Source organism: Williamsia soli (assembly GCF_017377795.1).
In the GTDB taxonomy this organism is placed as follows: domain Bacteria; phylum Actinomycetota; class Actinomycetes; order Mycobacteriales; family Mycobacteriaceae; genus Williamsia; species Williamsia soli.
In genome coordinates, this window is sequence record NZ_JAFRDR010000003.1 from 102,224 (window position 1) to 118,019 (window position 15,796).

Genomic DNA, 15,796 nt, shown 5'->3' on the forward strand with positions numbered 1-15,796 from the left:
AAAACTAACATCAGTAGGTAATTGACGCAAGATGCGATGTACTGGGCACTGCCTTGGTGCCGAACTACGTCAGACGCCAAAAACACACCCACGCAGGGGATTACACGTGGGCGTGTCTTCTTCAAGCCGGCCGTCAGTCGGTAACGGATGTCATTTCGCTCGCCGCGACGTTGGTCGACGCTGCCCTGCCCATGCTGTAGCCGGCGACCGTCCGCAGTACCTCGTCGGTGTCGGCGCCCACCGTCGGCGGGAGAGCCGGGGCAAACTTCTCTCCGTCGACCCGCACCGGACTGACCACGAACTCGAGATCGCCGACGTCGGGGTGATCAACGCGATAGGTATTGTCTCGCGCGCGAAAATGAGGGTCGGCAAGCATGTCGGCAGTGCTGTTGACCGGGCCCCCGGCGATCTCGTGCTCGAGAAAGAGCTCGACCCACTGCGCACGTGTCCTTTGAGCGAAAATTCCGGTCAGCTCGCGCCACACCCGCTCCGCCCGCGCCGGCGCCTCCGGGTCTGCGCTCGAAAGGTCGACATCGGCGAGATCCTCGCGCCCGACCGCGATCAGAAAATTGCGCCAGAACTTCTCGACGTGGGATCCGAAGAGAATCGCCTCTCCATCACTGGTGCGGTAGGCCTCGAGTCTCGGCCAATCCGGCAGGCGCCCGTCTGGTAACCAGGTGGGCCGTGGGCTCGAACGTGATCGGTTCAGTTCGGCATCAACGCCATCCGGCATCCAGGCGGCGGCGACGTCGATTCCAGAGACTTCGACGTGGCTCCCCTCCCCCGTCGTGCCCGCTTTGTGCAACGCCGCGAGGAGGCCCATCGCCGCGTAGGCCCCGAGTGCGTACATCGCAATCGGCGGGGTGGTGGAACCGGCCATGCCCTCGGTCGGGGGTTCATCCGGTGTGCGTACCTCGCGAAGACCCGCGTAGGCGTCGAACATGGGGCCGCCGCTGCCGAGACCGCGGTATGGTCCGTCGGTGCCCATACCCGACACCGTGCACAGGACGATTCTCGGATTGACCTGTCGCAGCGCCTCGTAACCGATCTCCAGCCAGTCGAGATAACCTCCGCGCATCCCTTCGATCACTGCGTCACACGAACGGGCGATGTCCAGGAACGCCTGCCGACCCTCGGGAGTGCGCAGATCGAGAGCCACCGACTTCTTGCCCCGATTCCACCGCAGATGCATGAATGCCGGGCCATCGGGGCCGCCCACCGCGCGATTGCCACCCACCCGAACCGGGTCGCCGAGCGGTCCCGACTCCACCTTGATCACCTCGGCTCCGAGATCGGCCAGATGCCCACCCAGGGACGCCGGCGCCAGTTGCGCGACTTCAAGAATCCGTACGCCGTTGAGCAACGAGAATCCGCTCATCGTCCGCTTACCTCCGTGATGTTCGAGACATTGTGTGACTGTTCGGGTTTGAGCTCGACCCACAGACCTTCAGCGTCCGCCACCAGCACATCGCCGTAATGGATGGCGCCGCGCACGAGGCGCTTGCGTCCCTCCTGACCCACCAGTTCAGCGGTCACCGTCAGTTCGGTGTGCAACGGCGCCGGCGCCCGGAAGTTCACATTCAGGTACGCGGTGCGCGCCCATCGCCTGCCCGAGCTGTTCGCCAGTCGCGCCATGATCTCATCGAAGATCAGTGGCGTGATCCCGCCGTTGAGGGCATAGCGACCCGAATGGAAGCGGCCGACCGTGACTCGTCCCACCGCAGAACTCCCGGACGCGGTGTCGAGATGCAAAGGCGGCCCCAGCGCGCGCCCACTCCCCGGCAGATCCCAGCGCTTTCCAGAGATCTGATCATCCTCGTCGACCTCGAAATCCCGCATCCGGGCGGCAACAGCGCGCAAAGACTCGGCCGCCGCCTCAGCGACGGCCGCATCCGGCCGCGATCGGGTTATCGCCTCCTGCACGTCGCGGAGCGCCTCGATCAGTTCTGCGAACTCGTCGTGGACCGGAGCCGAGGGCACGAAAGGATCGTCCCAGCCGGGGGTGTTCACGTTCCGCCACCGGAGAAGAATCCCGCGAACATCTCTGCGACAGATCTGGTTCCCAGGGCCCGTCGCGCCAGCGTGTTCTCTCTGTCGAATCGAGCGCGGAGATCGCGGCCGTGCCGGTCCAGCAGCAGTGCTTTGAGGTCGCGGAGTCCGGCTGCCGGTTGCGCGGCGAGCTCGATGGCTGTGTGAAGCGCCTGCGCCGCGATGTCGCTGTCGTAGCGACTGAGCAGCCCGATCCGGTAGGCCTCCTCACCCTCGACGGTGCGCGACGTCATGAGCAGATCCCTGGCACGACCCGCACCGATGAGGTCATCCAGCAGCCAGGTCAGGCTCGCCCCGCCATACCGCGCGCCCGACACGGTGAGTTGGGTCGAGGGTCCACCGACCCGGAGGTCGGAGCACGCGGCGATGATGGTCCCGGCGCCGAACGCGGCACCGGTAATGGCTGCGACAGTCGGTTTGGGAAGAGTCAGGTACCGCCAGAGCAACTCATCGCGCTCGAGCATGACCGAGGCGGTGTGCGCCGGGGACATCTCAGCGAGTTCTTTGAGGTCGTAACCCGCAGAAAACGCGTCTGCCCCCGCACCGGTGATGATCACCGCGCGCACGTCATCATCGTCCGCCGAGGCCATGAGTACGTCGTCGAGATCTCGCTGCAGCGCAACCGACATCGCATTGTGCACCTGTGGGCGATTCAGTGTCAGGCGGAGCACACCCGGCGCGGGGTGTTCTGCGAGCAGTGCAGGACCGTGTTCGTCGGCAGCCATCTTCCTACCCGGTGGCCGCGGTCTGCGCCGAACGCTCTCGTTCCAGTTCTACGACATCACTCGCCACCATATTGTGAAACAGCTGTCCGGGCAGTTCATTTCGACCGTAGATCAGTTCCTTCACCTGCCCGTGTGCGGCGTTGTCCGTGATCGTCTTGGTCACGAACCAATCCTCGTCGTGCAAGGTCGCCATCAAGAGCTCCCAGTTCTTCTCGAGGATTCGCACCTCGCGAGGCGTCTCGGGCTTCTTCGGGGACAACAGTCGAATGGTGCAGTAGCTGACATTCGGATCGTCGGTGTCGGGAACGATGGTCCAGATCTCGAAGTGGTTCGGCTCGGTGACCAGCATGGTCCCGGGGTACACGGTGTAGTTCGCCAGCGAGTAGTCGCGGACGTCGAAACTGTCCGGATCGGCATCCCGCACCTCGGTGATCGACTTGCGTGCCACCACCAGTCGCCATGAGCGGTCTACCACATCGAGCGCTGTGATGTTGCCTTCGAGGTAGTTGCAGACGGTCTTGGTGTGCAGCTGGCACAGGTGATAGGAGTCCTGGACGCCGTCGACGGCGATCTTCCAGTTCATGTCGAGTCTCCAGGTTTCCTTGCGAACCTGGTAGGAGTCGGCCATTCCCGTATCGATGACCTCCGCGTCGTGCTTCTCGCCGAGTACCGCCGCGATATCCAACTCGACTCCGACCGTCGGGACCACCCACACCAAACCGTGTCGCACCTCGCAGGGGAACTCGACGAGACCGTACTCACTTCGATCCACACCCTCGAAGCCCTCGGCGTGCGGCATCCCTCGCAGATCGCCGCCGCGGCCGTATGACCAGTTGTGATACGGGCACGCAAAGATGCGCTTGCACCCGGATTCGGCGAACTCGACCTTCGCACCTCGGTGCCGGCAGACATTCGAAAACGCCTTCACGCTGCCGTCAGGCTGCCGCACGACCAGCAGAGGAGTGCCGATCAGCGTGGTGGTGATGAAGTCGCCGGCCTTCTGCAACTCGTCCAGGTGCGCGACGATGTGCGGAAACCGCCGCACGACCTGGCGTTCCGACTCCGCGAGTTCGGGATCGTTGAACGCCGAGAACGGCACGCGCAGAACGTCGTCCGCGTAGTCGGTCGAGTTGTTGTCAACATGCGCGATCAGCCGCTGGGTCAGTTCGATCTTGTCTTCCCGTTGCATACATCGAGGGTGGCACATAAGACATTAAGTGTCTATTGTTTCACGCGACATAAGACAGGTTTCGTGTTTCGTCTCACGGTCGTCGACGTGACTCGCGCTACCGTAGGGCCGTGACCAACGACAAGGAGCCGGAGAACGACCCGACGGCCGAGATCCGAACGACGATCTTGGTGGCGGCCGAATCGTGTTTCGAGCAATTCGGCATCGGCAAGACCACGATGGAGGATGTCGCCCGAGCAGCCACTCTGTCGCGCGCCACCGTCTATCGCTACTTCTCCGATCGCGACAGCCTGATCATGGCATCGGTTGCCCGGCGCGCCCGGATGAACTTCGGACCCGCGCGGGACCACATCGCCGCGTGGCCGACCATCGGCGAACAGATCGTAGAAGGCATCTGCCACAACGTCACTCGCGGGTTCCGGGATCCCATGGTGCACATGCTGGTCTCTCCGGCGGCGATGGCGCTGGCGAACTCGCTTCTGGTGACCTCCGGCAAAGCGGTCGAGCTCACCCGCGAACTATGGGAACCGATTCTCCTCGCAGCGCAGGAGCGTGGCGAACTTCGTGCCGACCTGGACCTACCCCTGCTCTGCGAGTGGATCTCCGAACTCGAGATGCTCCACATCAGCCAAGGCGACGAGGCGGGCGACATCGATCGATTTCGGACCAAGCTCAGAGAATTTTTCGTTCCCGCCCTGCTCCCTCGGGGCCAGGCCGAGAACCCTCAGGCCGGTCAATAATCTCGTGTAGCCGCTGCCGGCGGTTGTAAATCCATATCTTGGTGGGCTTTTCGACAACGGCCCCACGATCTTATCTATTGACTACAGAAACCCGTGCTGGCGAGGCGGGCGCGGCGCCGCCTCGCCAGCACGAGCAGTATCAACTCACTGTCAGGGGGTTTCGGCGGGGAACCTTGCCCTTGTTGGCCGCGATGTCAGCGGTCAGAGTCTCCGGATCAGCCACTTCGGCCGATTTCCCGTCACCCTCGGGTACCGCAATAGCACCCTTGAACACCTGCAAGGTCTTGAAGGCCTTGGCCTCATCGTCGTGCGGCAGCAGCCGTGACACCTTGTCGAAGGCCGAGACCAGAGGACGGACCGCAGGCAAGGCAAACCGCCACGGTGTACGTTCCACACCCAGCATCTCGTTGACGTATTCGGGCTGCCACGTCTGAATGAGTCCCCACGCCAGATGCCGGCGACGCTCGGTGGTCATGAAGGCCGCCACGGGTGCCGGCAGAATCTCCACGTCACCCGGCGGCTTCTCGGTGCTGTACTCGATGATGGTCTTCACCACGTCTCGGCACAGATCGTCAGCAGGCAGTTCGATGAGCTTGTGGAAGTTCACCTTCATGCGCGCGTCGTCCGGGTTGGTGTGCAGTACCGCTTCCGGAACCCCGATCACCCAACCCACGTATCGACACAAGGCAAAGATGTCCTCTTCTTCTCTGTCGCTGATTCTGATGCCCGAAGCGCGCACACCATCGACGAACTGGGTGCCGAACTGCCCGGCCTGGGTGTTCATCGAGTCCAGATTGCTGATCGGAAGGCCCCACGCCTCCCAGTCCCAGTGCGGAGAATGACTGAGTGTGTGACGCACCGCAGCGTGGATCATCCGCACCTTTGCCGTCAGCCGGAACCCATCCTGATCGCGGCGCATACCGCCGGGCGTATGGGCAGCGACCACATAGCGAAAGCTCTCCGTCAGACGGCCACCCACCGCGCCGGCATCTTTCAGCCGACCGCTGAACAACACCGGTCTGGTAGAGCTGTACATCGAGAATCCCGCGCCGATCGATGAATACGTCAGCACCATTCCGGCCACTGATCCGACCCGCCAGTAGGCGACGGCGCCGCGATAGAGCTGATCGAAGTCGACCCAGTCCGGAATGTGATCGAGCTGCCGGAACAGACCGACCAGACCGTCGGAAGGATCATCCAACGAATCGATGCCGTGATCGAGAGCTTGCTCGAACATCTTCCACGTCGCGTTCTTCGACTTGTCCTTGAAATCGAGAAATGCACGATAGGCGTGGTCGTCACCGAGAAGAGCGTGATCGGTCATGCGCTCGGTGTATTCACGACCGTATTTGAACAAGGCTTCGTTGCGGTTGTTGATCCGACCCAGATCGATCCCCCGGGGCAAATCGTCGGGAACATCGAGAGAGCCCTCGCGTCGAGGCGTCGATTGTGTGGTTGTCATGATGTTCCGAACTCCTTGTGCTGGTTCATCTCGTGTCTGACGGCCGGCCGAAGAATCGACCTCCGGCGAGATCTGCATCTCGTTCCATGTGTGACGGTAGTTGTGTCCCAGAACACAGTCAACGTGTCCGATCTAAGTGTTCGAACACGGTGTATGGTCACCGTGAGCGAGCGAAGTCTCGAACCCCAACCCGAGGATTCCCATGGACACAACAGCAACAGCAACCATGTTCGACGTATCCGGTCGCCGAGTCCTCGTGACCGGCGGAACCCGCGGCATCGGATACATGATCGCGCGCGGATTCGCAATGGCCGGCGCGAACGTTGTCGTGTCCTCGCGCAAGCCAGAGGCAGTCGAGGAAGCGGCAGAACACCTGTCCAAAGATGGTTCGGTCACCGGGATCGTCGGGGACGTCTCGAGTCCGGCGTCTGCCCGGGATCTCGCAAGCGAAATTCTTCGCACCGGCTCCGAGCTGGATGTGTTGGTCAACAATGCCGGAGTCACCTGGGGTGCACCGCTGGAAGACTTTCCCGACGCCGGCTGGGACAAGGTGATGCACACCAACCTCGAGGGTGTCTTCCACCTGACCGTCGCACTGCTGCCCGGATTGAGACGTTCGGCGGAGCAGTCCGGTCGTGCGACCGTGATAAACATCGGTTCCACCGACGGTATCAATGTGCCGGAGATGGACAGCTTCAGTTATGGCGCCAGCAAGGCCGGTCTCCACCATCTGACCAGACATCTCGCGAAAAGACTTGCCCCTGAGTCGATAACGGTAAACGCGATCGCCCCCGGGCCGTTCGAGAGCCGGATGATGAAGTTCGTCATGGATGACCCGATCGCGCTCGCCCGAGTCAAGGGTGCCATTCCACTGGGGAGACTCGGGCGTCCTGACGACATCGCGGGATTGAGCATCTTCCTCGCCTCCGCCGCCGGGCAGTACCTCACCGGGACGATCATCCCGTTGGACGGCGGCGGCGTCGGCTGCGGTGCCTCCAGAAACGGTTGACGGCGATGCGAGTCAGCCGAAGGACGGGAACACCGCGCAGGTCTCGCGACTCCGGTGACACAGTGGCAGCCTTTTTCACGGTCACAGAAAACCTGTTGAAGACCAAGCCTTTCCAGGACATCACCGTAGCCGAGATCATCACCCGTACTCCACATTCCCGGTCGAGTTTCTATCACCACTTCGACGGCAAGGTCGATGTCCTGGTCGCTTTGGCTACATCGGTTCTCGACAACGCGTATCGCGGGCCCGGGCTCTGGGACGCCCAGCCAGGCCGCTCGCGGGCCCGGGCGATGCACGCCAGCATCGGGCCCACCATCGCCATGTGGACCGATCACGGCGACGTCGTCGGGGCGGTCATCGAGCAGATGCACACGACACCTGTGGTGGCGCAGGTGTGGAAGGAGACGTTCGACAAGTTCGTGACCGCCGTATCCGCGCAGCTTACACAGCAATGGATCCACGAGGAGATCACCTTTCCCGCGTCTTCGGCCACGATGGCGACAATCCTCGTGTGCGGCATCGAGCGGACGTTTTACGTCAGCAGCCGCGGACTCGACCGTCGCCTGCCGGCACCCGAAAGCGCTGTCGAGGCAATCGAATGGATCACCCTCACAGCGGTTCAAGGCCGCAAGCCACAAAATATGGCACCCGCGGCTGCTGTGTTCTCGCCGCAGCCTCACCTGGAGAGAGCGATCGATGGCACATCGACTGCGCGCGCCGAACAGACCGATTCCACTGCAGATTCGATCCTCGACGCCCTGCGTTCTCTACTGCTCGAAGCCCCACTCGACAAGGTGAGCGTTGCGAAAATCACCGCACGGGCCCAGGTCTCCCGTTCGACCTTCTACTTCTATTTCGACAACAAGAACGCGGCGTTCGCTGCGCTGTATCGCGGGTTGGCCGAAGCCGCCGCAGCCGGGTTACGACGGCTACACACCATCGACCGCACGAACGCATCCCTGGTCGAAACCACCCTGACCGAGTGGCTCCAGATCGACGACCACGCCGTGGCCATCATGCGGAGCGCACTTCATGAATGGCCACGACGAGCGGAGCTTCGCACGGTCTACCGAGAAGGCATGTCAGCAATGGCCGACATCCTCGAATCGATCTTGATCCAGGACCGAACCGACGGGGTCGCCCTCGCCGGACCCCCACCGGACCAATTCGCCGCGGTCTTGCTCTGGACTGTCGAACGATCTATTGCCGGCGCCCTCGCCGGTGAGGATCACCTGGACGATCTCGGGCAGGTGATCTCGTCGTTGAGCGCCCTGCTCACCTCGGCCATCTACGGTCGATGACAACCCCTCCACCGAAAGGTTCCCCAATGCGCGCAGTAGTGATCCCACAGTTCGGCGACCCGGACGTGCTCGCGGTGCAATCCGTAACCGTCCGGCCGGCGGCAGCAGGCGAGGTCCGGATCCGGGTGCGGGCGGCTGCAGTGAATCCAACCGACATCGCGACGCGTAGTGGTCTGGTGGCCGCCGCATACGCCGACTTCGCACCGCCGTACATCGCCGGAATGGATGCGGCCGGGACCATCGAATCGGTAGACCCCGGCGTCGATCGATTTCGGGTCGGCGACACCGTCATGGCGATCGTGATGCCGCGCCGTCCGGAGGGCGGCGCACATGCCGAGCTCATAGTCGTACCGCAGGCCGCGGTTGCGCCTGTCCCGGAGAATCTTTCGATCGAGCAGGCGGCCATGTTGCCGATGAACGGACTGACCGCACTCGAGGCACTCGACGTCCTCGACCAGCCTGCCGGGGCAACACTCATGGTGACGGGCGGGGCCGGCTACCTCGCCTCCTTTGTCATCGTTCTCGCGAAACGAGCGGGCCTCCGAGTCATTGCGGACGGAAATCCCGCAGAGCACGAAGCGATTCGCCGTAGAGGCGCGGATCTGGTTGTCGAACGCGGAGAGAATGTCGCACGGCGCGTGGTCGACGCGGTGCCAGGCGGGGTCGACGCCGTTCTCGACACCGCACTGATCGGCTCCGACGTGTTCCCGGCCATCCGCGATGGGGGCGTCTACGCCACCGTGCGGACATTTCGCGAGCAGGCGGGCCGAGGCATCTCGGTGCGAGAAGTATGGGTCCGGGCCCGCCTCGAGGACACCGCCGGCCTACTCGAACTGAGTTCCCTTGCCACGGAAGGGTCGTTCGACTTTCTTGACGTCGCGGCCAGGGTCACCCCCGAGGACGCCGCCCGGGCGCACCGCCTCGTCGAAGCCGGCGGCCTGCGGGGGCGCCCTCTCATCATTTTCTGCAAGAATGGGAACATGTGTTCGACACAAGTGAAATCTTCAGGTACTGTCGGTGGTAGAGAAACTTTCTGACGACGAATCCTTTCAGGTTGTTGTTGTCTGCGTGTGTTTCTGGGCTGGGGGGCCTGTATGTCTGATGGTGTTGTCATCGATTCGCCGGTGGTGGGTGCGGTTGCGGGGTTGGATGCTGCGATCGCTCTGGTGGCTGGGTTGGATCTGACGGCGTTGTCTGATTCTGAGTGTGTGCGGTTGACTGAGCGGTTGGAGGTCGCGGCGCGGCGGTTGCAGTCGGCTAGTTTGCCGGTGTTGCGGGATGTGGCTGTGCGGCGGGCGTATTCGGTGGCGGGGTGTTCGTCTCCGGCGGCGGTGTTGACGTCGATGACGCGGATGCGTCCGGGTGCGGCCAGGGCCCGGGTGGAGGCGATGGATGCGTTGACACCGTCGGTGACTCCGAGTGGTGTGGTGATCGGCCCGCGGTTCCCGGAAACAGCGCAGGCGTTGGCGGCGGGGGTGATCGATCTCGATCATGTCGGGGTGGTGCTGGAGGTGATGGCGTCGATCCCGCACAAGGTTGATGCGGTGGCGCGGGCAAATACTGAGGTGGCGTTGGCGGATCTGTGCCGCAAGTATCCGCCGGGGCAGGTGAAGACGATCGGTGAGCGGATTGTGGACTATCTCGATCCCGACGGACACTTGGCTGACGATGTTGATCGGGCGAAGAAGCGGGGTTTCGGTCTGGGTAAGCTGGCGACGGATTTTATGGCGAAGGTGTCCGGGCATCTCGATCCGACGACGACGGCGTTGGTGGACGTGATGTTGGGGGTGTGGGCGGCGCCGGGGATGAACAATCCCGACGATGAGCTGTCCCCGTCCGGCGCCGCGGACGATCCCGCCCTGGATCCAGCGATCTTGCAGGCGGCGGCGGACAGGGACCTGCGGACTCAGTCGCAGCGCAATCATGATGCTCTCAAGGCGATGCTGTTGTATCTGCTCGAGTCGGGTCAGCTCGGCAAGACCCATCGTGGGTTGCCGGTGCAGCTCATCATCACCATGACCAAAGACCAACTCGACGACGCCCTGCGCCAGCAGGAAGCAGATGCCGCCGACGACGTAGACGATAAAGAACCAGAACCACAGCCAGAACCTGAGCCGGAGCCGGAACCTGAACAAGAATCTGAACCGGCGCGGGAGCCGGAGTATGCCGGTCCGCAGACGCAGTGGGAGGACCCGGATTGGTTGCCCACGTTGACCGGTGGCCCGATGCGGCCGTACGGGCGGGATGTTGTCTACACCGCGACCGGCGCAGTGTTGCCGATCAGCGACGCCCATCAAACTGCTCGGGCGTAGCGATAAGACATTGGCGGTGTTCGCCAACCACAGCAACGAACCGTTGTTCCTGGGTCGGGCGAAGCGGTTGGCGAGTGAGGCTCAGCGGTTGGCGATGTTTGCCGCGCACCGGGGGTGCTCATGCCCGGGATGCTCAGCTCCGGCGATGTGGGCCGAAGCCCACCACACCGTGGAGTGGATGCTCGGTGGGCTCACCGACATCACCTACCTGGCCCCGGCATGCCCGCAGCACCACAAGCTGATCGGACCGGGTGAGCATCAGTGGCAGACGATCATGATCACCGACGGCCCCGACGCCGGACGCTGCGCCTGGATACCGCCGGCATTCCTAGATCCCGAGCAGAGGCCGCGGGTCAACCGTGCCCATCATCCCGACGAGGCATTGATCGAGGCTCGCCAAGTCATGCTCGCACGCCGCACAGCCCAACTCCAACAACGCACCCGAGAACTCGGAATTGAACCACCGGCCCCACCGGGCCCCCACTCTCACATCGGGGATGCCGTGAACCCACCATCGAGCACATAGGTCAAGCCGGTCACCCAATCACCCGCGTCCTCGGCGAGGTGGGTGACAGCGCGGGCCACGTCCTCCGGAACACCGAGGCGACCCTGGTTCGCCGTGAAGAACGCGTGCGCATCCACACCCCCTGACGCCTCCTGAAAAGCGTCCATCAAGTCATCGGACAGTGCTGTCTTCACGAACGCCGGGGCAACGCAATTCACGCGGATGCCGAGGGGCCTGAGTTCCACTGCGGCGGTCTTGGTCAAATTGATGACAGCAGCCTTGGTGGCCGCGTACCCGCCGATCATGGGCATACCGTTCGTGCCGGCCGACGACGCAACGTTCACGATCGCCCCACCGCCGCGGTCGGTCAGGTGCGGCAGCGCCGCCCGGATCCCGTTGAAGACGCCTCTGAGATTCACGTCGATCATCCGATCGAAGTCTTCTGCCTTCATCTGAGCAATGGGTGCCAGGACCGCTACGCCCGCGTTGTTGACGAGAACATCTAGTCCGCCGAAACGCTCTTTGGCAGCGCCGACCACGTCTTCGAATGCCGCGGCATCTCGTACGTCGACGGCGAGTCCGACCGCGTCGTTGCCTATGGCGGCAGCAAGGTCTTTCGCTGCTGCTTCGTTGATATCAGCGACCGCGACACGCGCGCCCTGTGCAGCGAAACGCCTGGCGATCGAGGCTCCGATCCCACCTCCCGCACCCGACACCACTATCGATTTTCCCTCGAACGAACCCATGACACTCCTTGCCGCCGATTGCGATACGAACCAACCATACATAGTGACCGAACACTGCGTCTGCAATTCGCAGCGATCAAATCGCCTTCTTCGTCGCCACGATGCGTGTGTGTCCAGTCATCGTGTCCAGACATTCGCTATCCTCAGAACGTGAGTGACAATTCAGCGGTCCGCCGCCGCCCCCGTGCCCACGATGGCCAGACCAAGGCCGAGGTCGCTGTTTTCGCAGCAACCGAAGAGCTGCTGAGTGAGTCATCCCTGCAGGACATCACCGTCGCGCAGATCATCGCCCGCGCCGGGGTATCACGTGCGAACTTTTACCACTACTTCGCTTCGAAGTACGACGTACTGATCGCCATGTTGTCCCGGTTCTTGGAGGAGACCTACTCCGAGGGACCATGGCAGGCCGAATTGGGTAAGTCTCGGGCGCGAGCGATGGACGCCACTCTTCGTCGGACGATCGAGATGTGGTCGCAGCACGGGGCCGTCATCTGTGCGGCGATCGAACACATGCACAGCGAGCCTGCGCTCGCCGCCGCATGGAATTCCACCCTGGACAAGTTCGTGTCGGCCATCGCCGAGCAGATCACCTACGAACGCGCAAATGGCAATGCCCCAGAGGGATTTCCCGCGGACACCATAGGCGCCGTTCTGGTGTGCGCTCTCCAGCGCACCTTCTACGTCGGAACGAGAGGACTGGACCCCCGGCTTCCGGGCCCCGAATCCGCTGTCGATTCCATCATCGAACTCGTCTTCGCCGCCATCTACGGCACAGCGCGACCCAAGAGCCGCCTGCGTCGCCGCCCGCGTGCGCAACGAGTCAAAGCCCCCTCCCAGGATCCCGAACGGCCACTGACGCCGCACCTCGAGACGTCGCCCACAGCCGGTGAACCCGGTACGGCATCGGTGATCCTGGAGGCGACGAAGGCACTGCTCGCGGAGACATCCCTCGACGACCTCAGCGTTGCCAAGATCTTGGAGAGATCCGGCATTTCCCGGGCGACCTTTTACTTCTATTTCGGGAGCAAAGAAGCCGCGTTCATCGCACTATTCCAAGAGATCGCCGTGTCGATTGCCGGCGGATTCTCCGCGCTTGCCGCGATGGATCGTTCGAAGCCGGCGAAAGCCGGTGCACTGGTGCAGAATTGGCTGGACCTCGATCCGGGGTCCCTCGCCGTGGTACGCAACGCGATCCACGAATGGCCGAGGCGGCCCGAGTTGCGCGATGTCTATCTCGGCACGATAGCAACGATGGCCGACGCCCTCGAATCAGCGATCGAAGTCGACCGGGCCTCAGGTCTCGCACTCGAAGGCCCCCCGGCGGGCGAACTCGCAGCAGTACTCGTCTGGACAATCGAGAGAAGCTACGCGGGGTCACTCGCCGGGGAGAAGCACCTGGAGGACGCTCCCACCGTTGCCGCCATGCTCGGAAATCTGCTCGTGGCAACGATATACGGACGCTGACACCGGAATCGGCCGCGCACTCACACCGGGGCAGCGCGATACGCTGGAAATTGTTCGGTCTCGGCCTCTGAGCCGTAGTGCTGCTGCTGGGTTGTGCGGTAGGCCTCGCGCTGGTTCTCCTGCGCGGCGTCCTCGACCTCGAAACTCTCCTCGATCGCACGCTGGGCAGGCTCGGGCAGAGTATGCAGGATCTCCCGCACACGGGCCTGACGACGACCGACCGCCTTACGCTCGGGCAGACCCGGCGTCGCCTGCAGCTGCGGAACAATGCCACGCACATCCTCGGCAGTACCACCATCAGAATGCCCCGCGTCGACCATCTCCTGCTCACGCTTCTGCTGCGCGTCGTCCTTCTCCTCCGACATACCGATCGGCCCGATACGACGACCATTGAGGAACTGCTCGACCACCGGCTCATCCGAGGTCAACAAAACCTCACGCGGACCAAACATCACCAGCTCCTTACGGAAGAGCATCCCGATGTTGTCCGGCACCGTACGAGCGACCTGAATGTTGTGGGTCACGATCAAAATCGTGGCATCGATCTGCGCATTGATGTCGATCAACAACTGCGACAAATACGCCGTACGCACCGGATCCAGACCCGAGTCCGGCTCATCACACAAGATGATCTGCGGATCCAGCACCAGGGCACGAGCCAAGCCGGCGCGCTTGCGCATACCACCGGAGATCTCACCGGGGAGCTTGTTCTCCGCACCGGTCAAACCCACCAACTCGATCTTGTCCATCACAATCTGACGGATCTCGTCTTCCTTCTTCTTCGTGTGCTCACGAAGCGGGAAAGCGATGTTGTCGAACAAACTCATCGACCCGAACAACGCACCGTCCTGGAACAGCACACCGAACAACTTACGGATCTCATACAGCTCACGCGAAGAACACTTCGTGATGTCGGTGCCATCGACGATCACCGAACCCTGCTCCGGGTGCAGCAAACCGATCAACGACTTGAGGAACACCGACTTACCCGTACCCGACGGGCCCAGCAACACACTCACCTCACCCATCGGGAGAGTCAGCGAGACATCCCGCCAGATGTTCTGCGACCCGAACGACTTCGTAAGCCCCTCAACACTGACCTCAACACCCACTGAAATGTCCCTCCCGTACTTTCCATGACACTTACCCTGGCGGTCAGCCCAGGAGGAGACCGATCGGATCGTGATCTTCGATGGCAGCGGCGTAGCGGGCCGCCATTGCAGCAACAACTTCCGAGGGCTGCATCACGGTCGGAACACACATCCACGCAAAACCATGCAGTGTATGGAGGCGATACTCACGCCACGCGTCGTCCTGCCGGATCGCCGGACCACCGGCAGAATGCAACACATCGACGTAGTGCTGCAACAACTCTCGTTCGTTCGCGCGGCGGTCAGGTACGCTCAGAGCTGATCCCATGAAGTAGGCGACGTCGTGTGCCCAGGGCGCAAGGCATGCAGTCTGCCAATCGAGGTACGCAGGCGCTTGTCCGGGCACCCGGTAGAGCTGCCCAAAGTGGGCATCGCCATGGTTGATGGTGTGGACCGAGCTGTCGTCGTGTTCCCATAACGCCCGGAAACCCGCTCGGACACGCGCATCGTCACGGAGTCCGGCCGAGAGCTCGGGAATCTCCTCGCGCTCGATGAGCGGATGAAACTGTTCCGGACTCAGCATCACGGTGAATGCCTCCCGCGCAGCCTGGCATCCGACAGGCAACCACGTGTGATCGCCTTTCGCGCTCCCCCACAGCGGCGCGTGCCACGCCGCCTGCACGGCGAGGGTGTTCGCCACGTCGTCGATCGACCACAGATCAGTCGCGTCCCCGAACTCTGCACCGCGGAGAGTGAGGTCCTCGAGAATCACAATGCCTTGCTCTGGTTCAGCTTCTGCGTAGTAGCACTTCGGTACCTCCGCACCGAATCCTGCCGCCAGGTCGCGGTAGAAGTTGCCCTCGAGCTCATACGCCGCCCCTAGCCCGAAGGCCCGGCTCCGCTCGTCGAACCCGCCCTTGATGCAGACGCGATCCGGCACCCCCTGCGAATCGCCATCAAAGGTCAGGGTCGCAAAGACCTTGGTCGCCGATCCCCAGATGATTCTGTCCACGCTCATCGACGTGATCCGAACCGCGGCGCGGCCCTTGGACAATGCACGACTGAGCCACTCGGGAGTCACATCCTCAACCGCTCTGGGCAACGTGTTCGTGGCAGCCAACTCGTTCATAGAGGTGACCATACAGAGCGTATGAACATGATGTCAATCACATTCTGACGACGATGTGAGCCATCGCTCGACCA

15 protein-coding genes are annotated in these 15,796 nt (G+C 62.7%); 7 read left to right on the plus strand and 8 right to left on the minus strand.

The window, feature by feature from the left end:
- Positions 1–133 precede the first annotated feature (133 nt).
- Genes J3S28_RS09015 through J3S28_RS09030 form a run of 4 tightly spaced genes read right to left on the minus strand, consistent with a single transcriptional unit; the run spans position 134 to position 3,963 of the window.
- Positions 134–1,378, minus strand: coding sequence for a CaiB/BaiF CoA transferase family protein (locus J3S28_RS09015; RefSeq protein WP_207839788.1), 1,245 nt, complete (start codon positions 1,376–1,378; stop codon positions 134–136).
- On the minus strand, positions 1,375–2,010 hold the full coding sequence (locus J3S28_RS09020; protein ID WP_307796984.1) for a PaaI family thioesterase: 636 nt from the start codon (positions 2,008–2,010) through the stop codon (positions 1,375–1,377). The genes J3S28_RS09015 and J3S28_RS09020 overlap by 4 nt, the downstream gene beginning before the upstream one ends.
- On the minus strand, positions 2,007–2,774 hold the full coding sequence (locus J3S28_RS09025) for an enoyl-CoA hydratase/isomerase family protein (protein ID WP_207839790.1): 768 nt from the start codon (positions 2,772–2,774) through the stop codon (positions 2,007–2,009). The genes J3S28_RS09020 and J3S28_RS09025 overlap by 4 nt, the downstream gene beginning before the upstream one ends.
- A 4-nt stretch (positions 2,775–2,778) precedes the next feature.
- Positions 2,779–3,963, minus strand: coding sequence for an aromatic ring-hydroxylating oxygenase subunit alpha (locus J3S28_RS09030; RefSeq protein WP_207839793.1), 1,185 nt, complete (start codon positions 3,961–3,963; stop codon positions 2,779–2,781).
- A 110-nt stretch (positions 3,964–4,073) separates the two neighbouring features.
- Between J3S28_RS09030 and J3S28_RS09035 the strand changes: the two genes are divergently transcribed.
- Positions 4,074–4,703 (plus strand): TetR/AcrR family transcriptional regulator, encoded by a 630-nt coding sequence (locus tag J3S28_RS09035; RefSeq protein ID WP_207839794.1) that lies wholly within the window; start codon positions 4,074–4,076, stop codon positions 4,701–4,703.
- A gap of 139 nt (positions 4,704–4,842) precedes the next feature.
- On the opposite strand, the gene J3S28_RS09040 is transcribed toward J3S28_RS09035, so the two are convergent.
- Positions 4,843–6,165: an oxygenase MpaB family protein gene (locus tag J3S28_RS09040; RefSeq protein ID WP_207839796.1), complete on the minus strand. Its 1,323-nt coding sequence runs from the start codon at positions 6,163–6,165 to the stop codon at positions 4,843–4,845.
- A 202-nt stretch (positions 6,166–6,367) separates the two neighbouring features.
- Between J3S28_RS09040 and J3S28_RS09045 the strand changes: the two genes are divergently transcribed.
- From J3S28_RS09045 to J3S28_RS09065, 5 genes are all read left to right on the plus strand, one after another.
- Complete coding sequence (locus J3S28_RS09045) at positions 6,368–7,174, plus strand: SDR family oxidoreductase (RefSeq protein WP_207839798.1); 807 nt, start codon at positions 6,368–6,370, stop codon at positions 7,172–7,174.
- A gap of 62 nt (positions 7,175–7,236) precedes the next feature.
- On the plus strand, positions 7,237–8,475 hold the full coding sequence (locus J3S28_RS09050; protein ID WP_307796985.1) for a TetR/AcrR family transcriptional regulator: 1,239 nt from the start codon (positions 7,237–7,239) through the stop codon (positions 8,473–8,475).
- Positions 8,476–8,501: 26 nt separating this feature from the next.
- A complete protein-coding gene (locus tag J3S28_RS09055; protein ID WP_207839802.1) occupies positions 8,502–9,512 on the plus strand; it encodes an NADP-dependent oxidoreductase in 1,011 nt (336 codons plus the stop codon).
- A gap of 57 nt (positions 9,513–9,569) precedes the next feature.
- A complete protein-coding gene (locus J3S28_RS09060) occupies positions 9,570–10,787 on the plus strand; it encodes a DUF222 domain-containing protein (RefSeq protein WP_207839804.1) in 1,218 nt (405 codons plus the stop codon).
- Between the two features lie 16 nt (positions 10,788–10,803).
- Entirely contained in the window at positions 10,804–11,313 is a 510-nt protein-coding gene (locus J3S28_RS09065) for an HNH endonuclease signature motif containing protein (protein WP_207839806.1), read from the plus strand.
- Here J3S28_RS09065 and J3S28_RS09070 read toward each other — a convergent pair.
- A complete protein-coding gene (locus tag J3S28_RS09070; protein ID WP_207839808.1) occupies positions 11,274–12,038 on the minus strand; it encodes an SDR family NAD(P)-dependent oxidoreductase in 765 nt (254 codons plus the stop codon). The genes J3S28_RS09065 and J3S28_RS09070 overlap by 40 nt on opposite strands.
- A gap of 150 nt (positions 12,039–12,188) precedes the next feature.
- On the opposite strand from J3S28_RS09070, the gene J3S28_RS09075 reads away from it, so the two are divergent.
- Complete coding sequence (locus tag J3S28_RS09075; RefSeq protein WP_207839810.1) at positions 12,189–13,502, plus strand: TetR/AcrR family transcriptional regulator; 1,314 nt, start codon at positions 12,189–12,191, stop codon at positions 13,500–13,502.
- Positions 13,503–13,522: 20 nt separating this feature from the next.
- Here the strand turns inward: J3S28_RS09075 and J3S28_RS09080 are convergent, their stop codons facing one another.
- Positions 13,523–14,614, minus strand: coding sequence for an ABC transporter ATP-binding protein (locus J3S28_RS09080; protein ID WP_207839812.1), 1,092 nt, complete (start codon positions 14,612–14,614; stop codon positions 13,523–13,525).
- 43 nt (positions 14,615–14,657) lie between these two features.
- On the minus strand, positions 14,658–15,722 hold the full coding sequence (locus J3S28_RS09085) for an oxidoreductase family protein (RefSeq protein ID WP_237341342.1): 1,065 nt from the start codon (positions 15,720–15,722) through the stop codon (positions 14,658–14,660).
- Positions 15,723–15,796 lie beyond the last annotated feature (74 nt).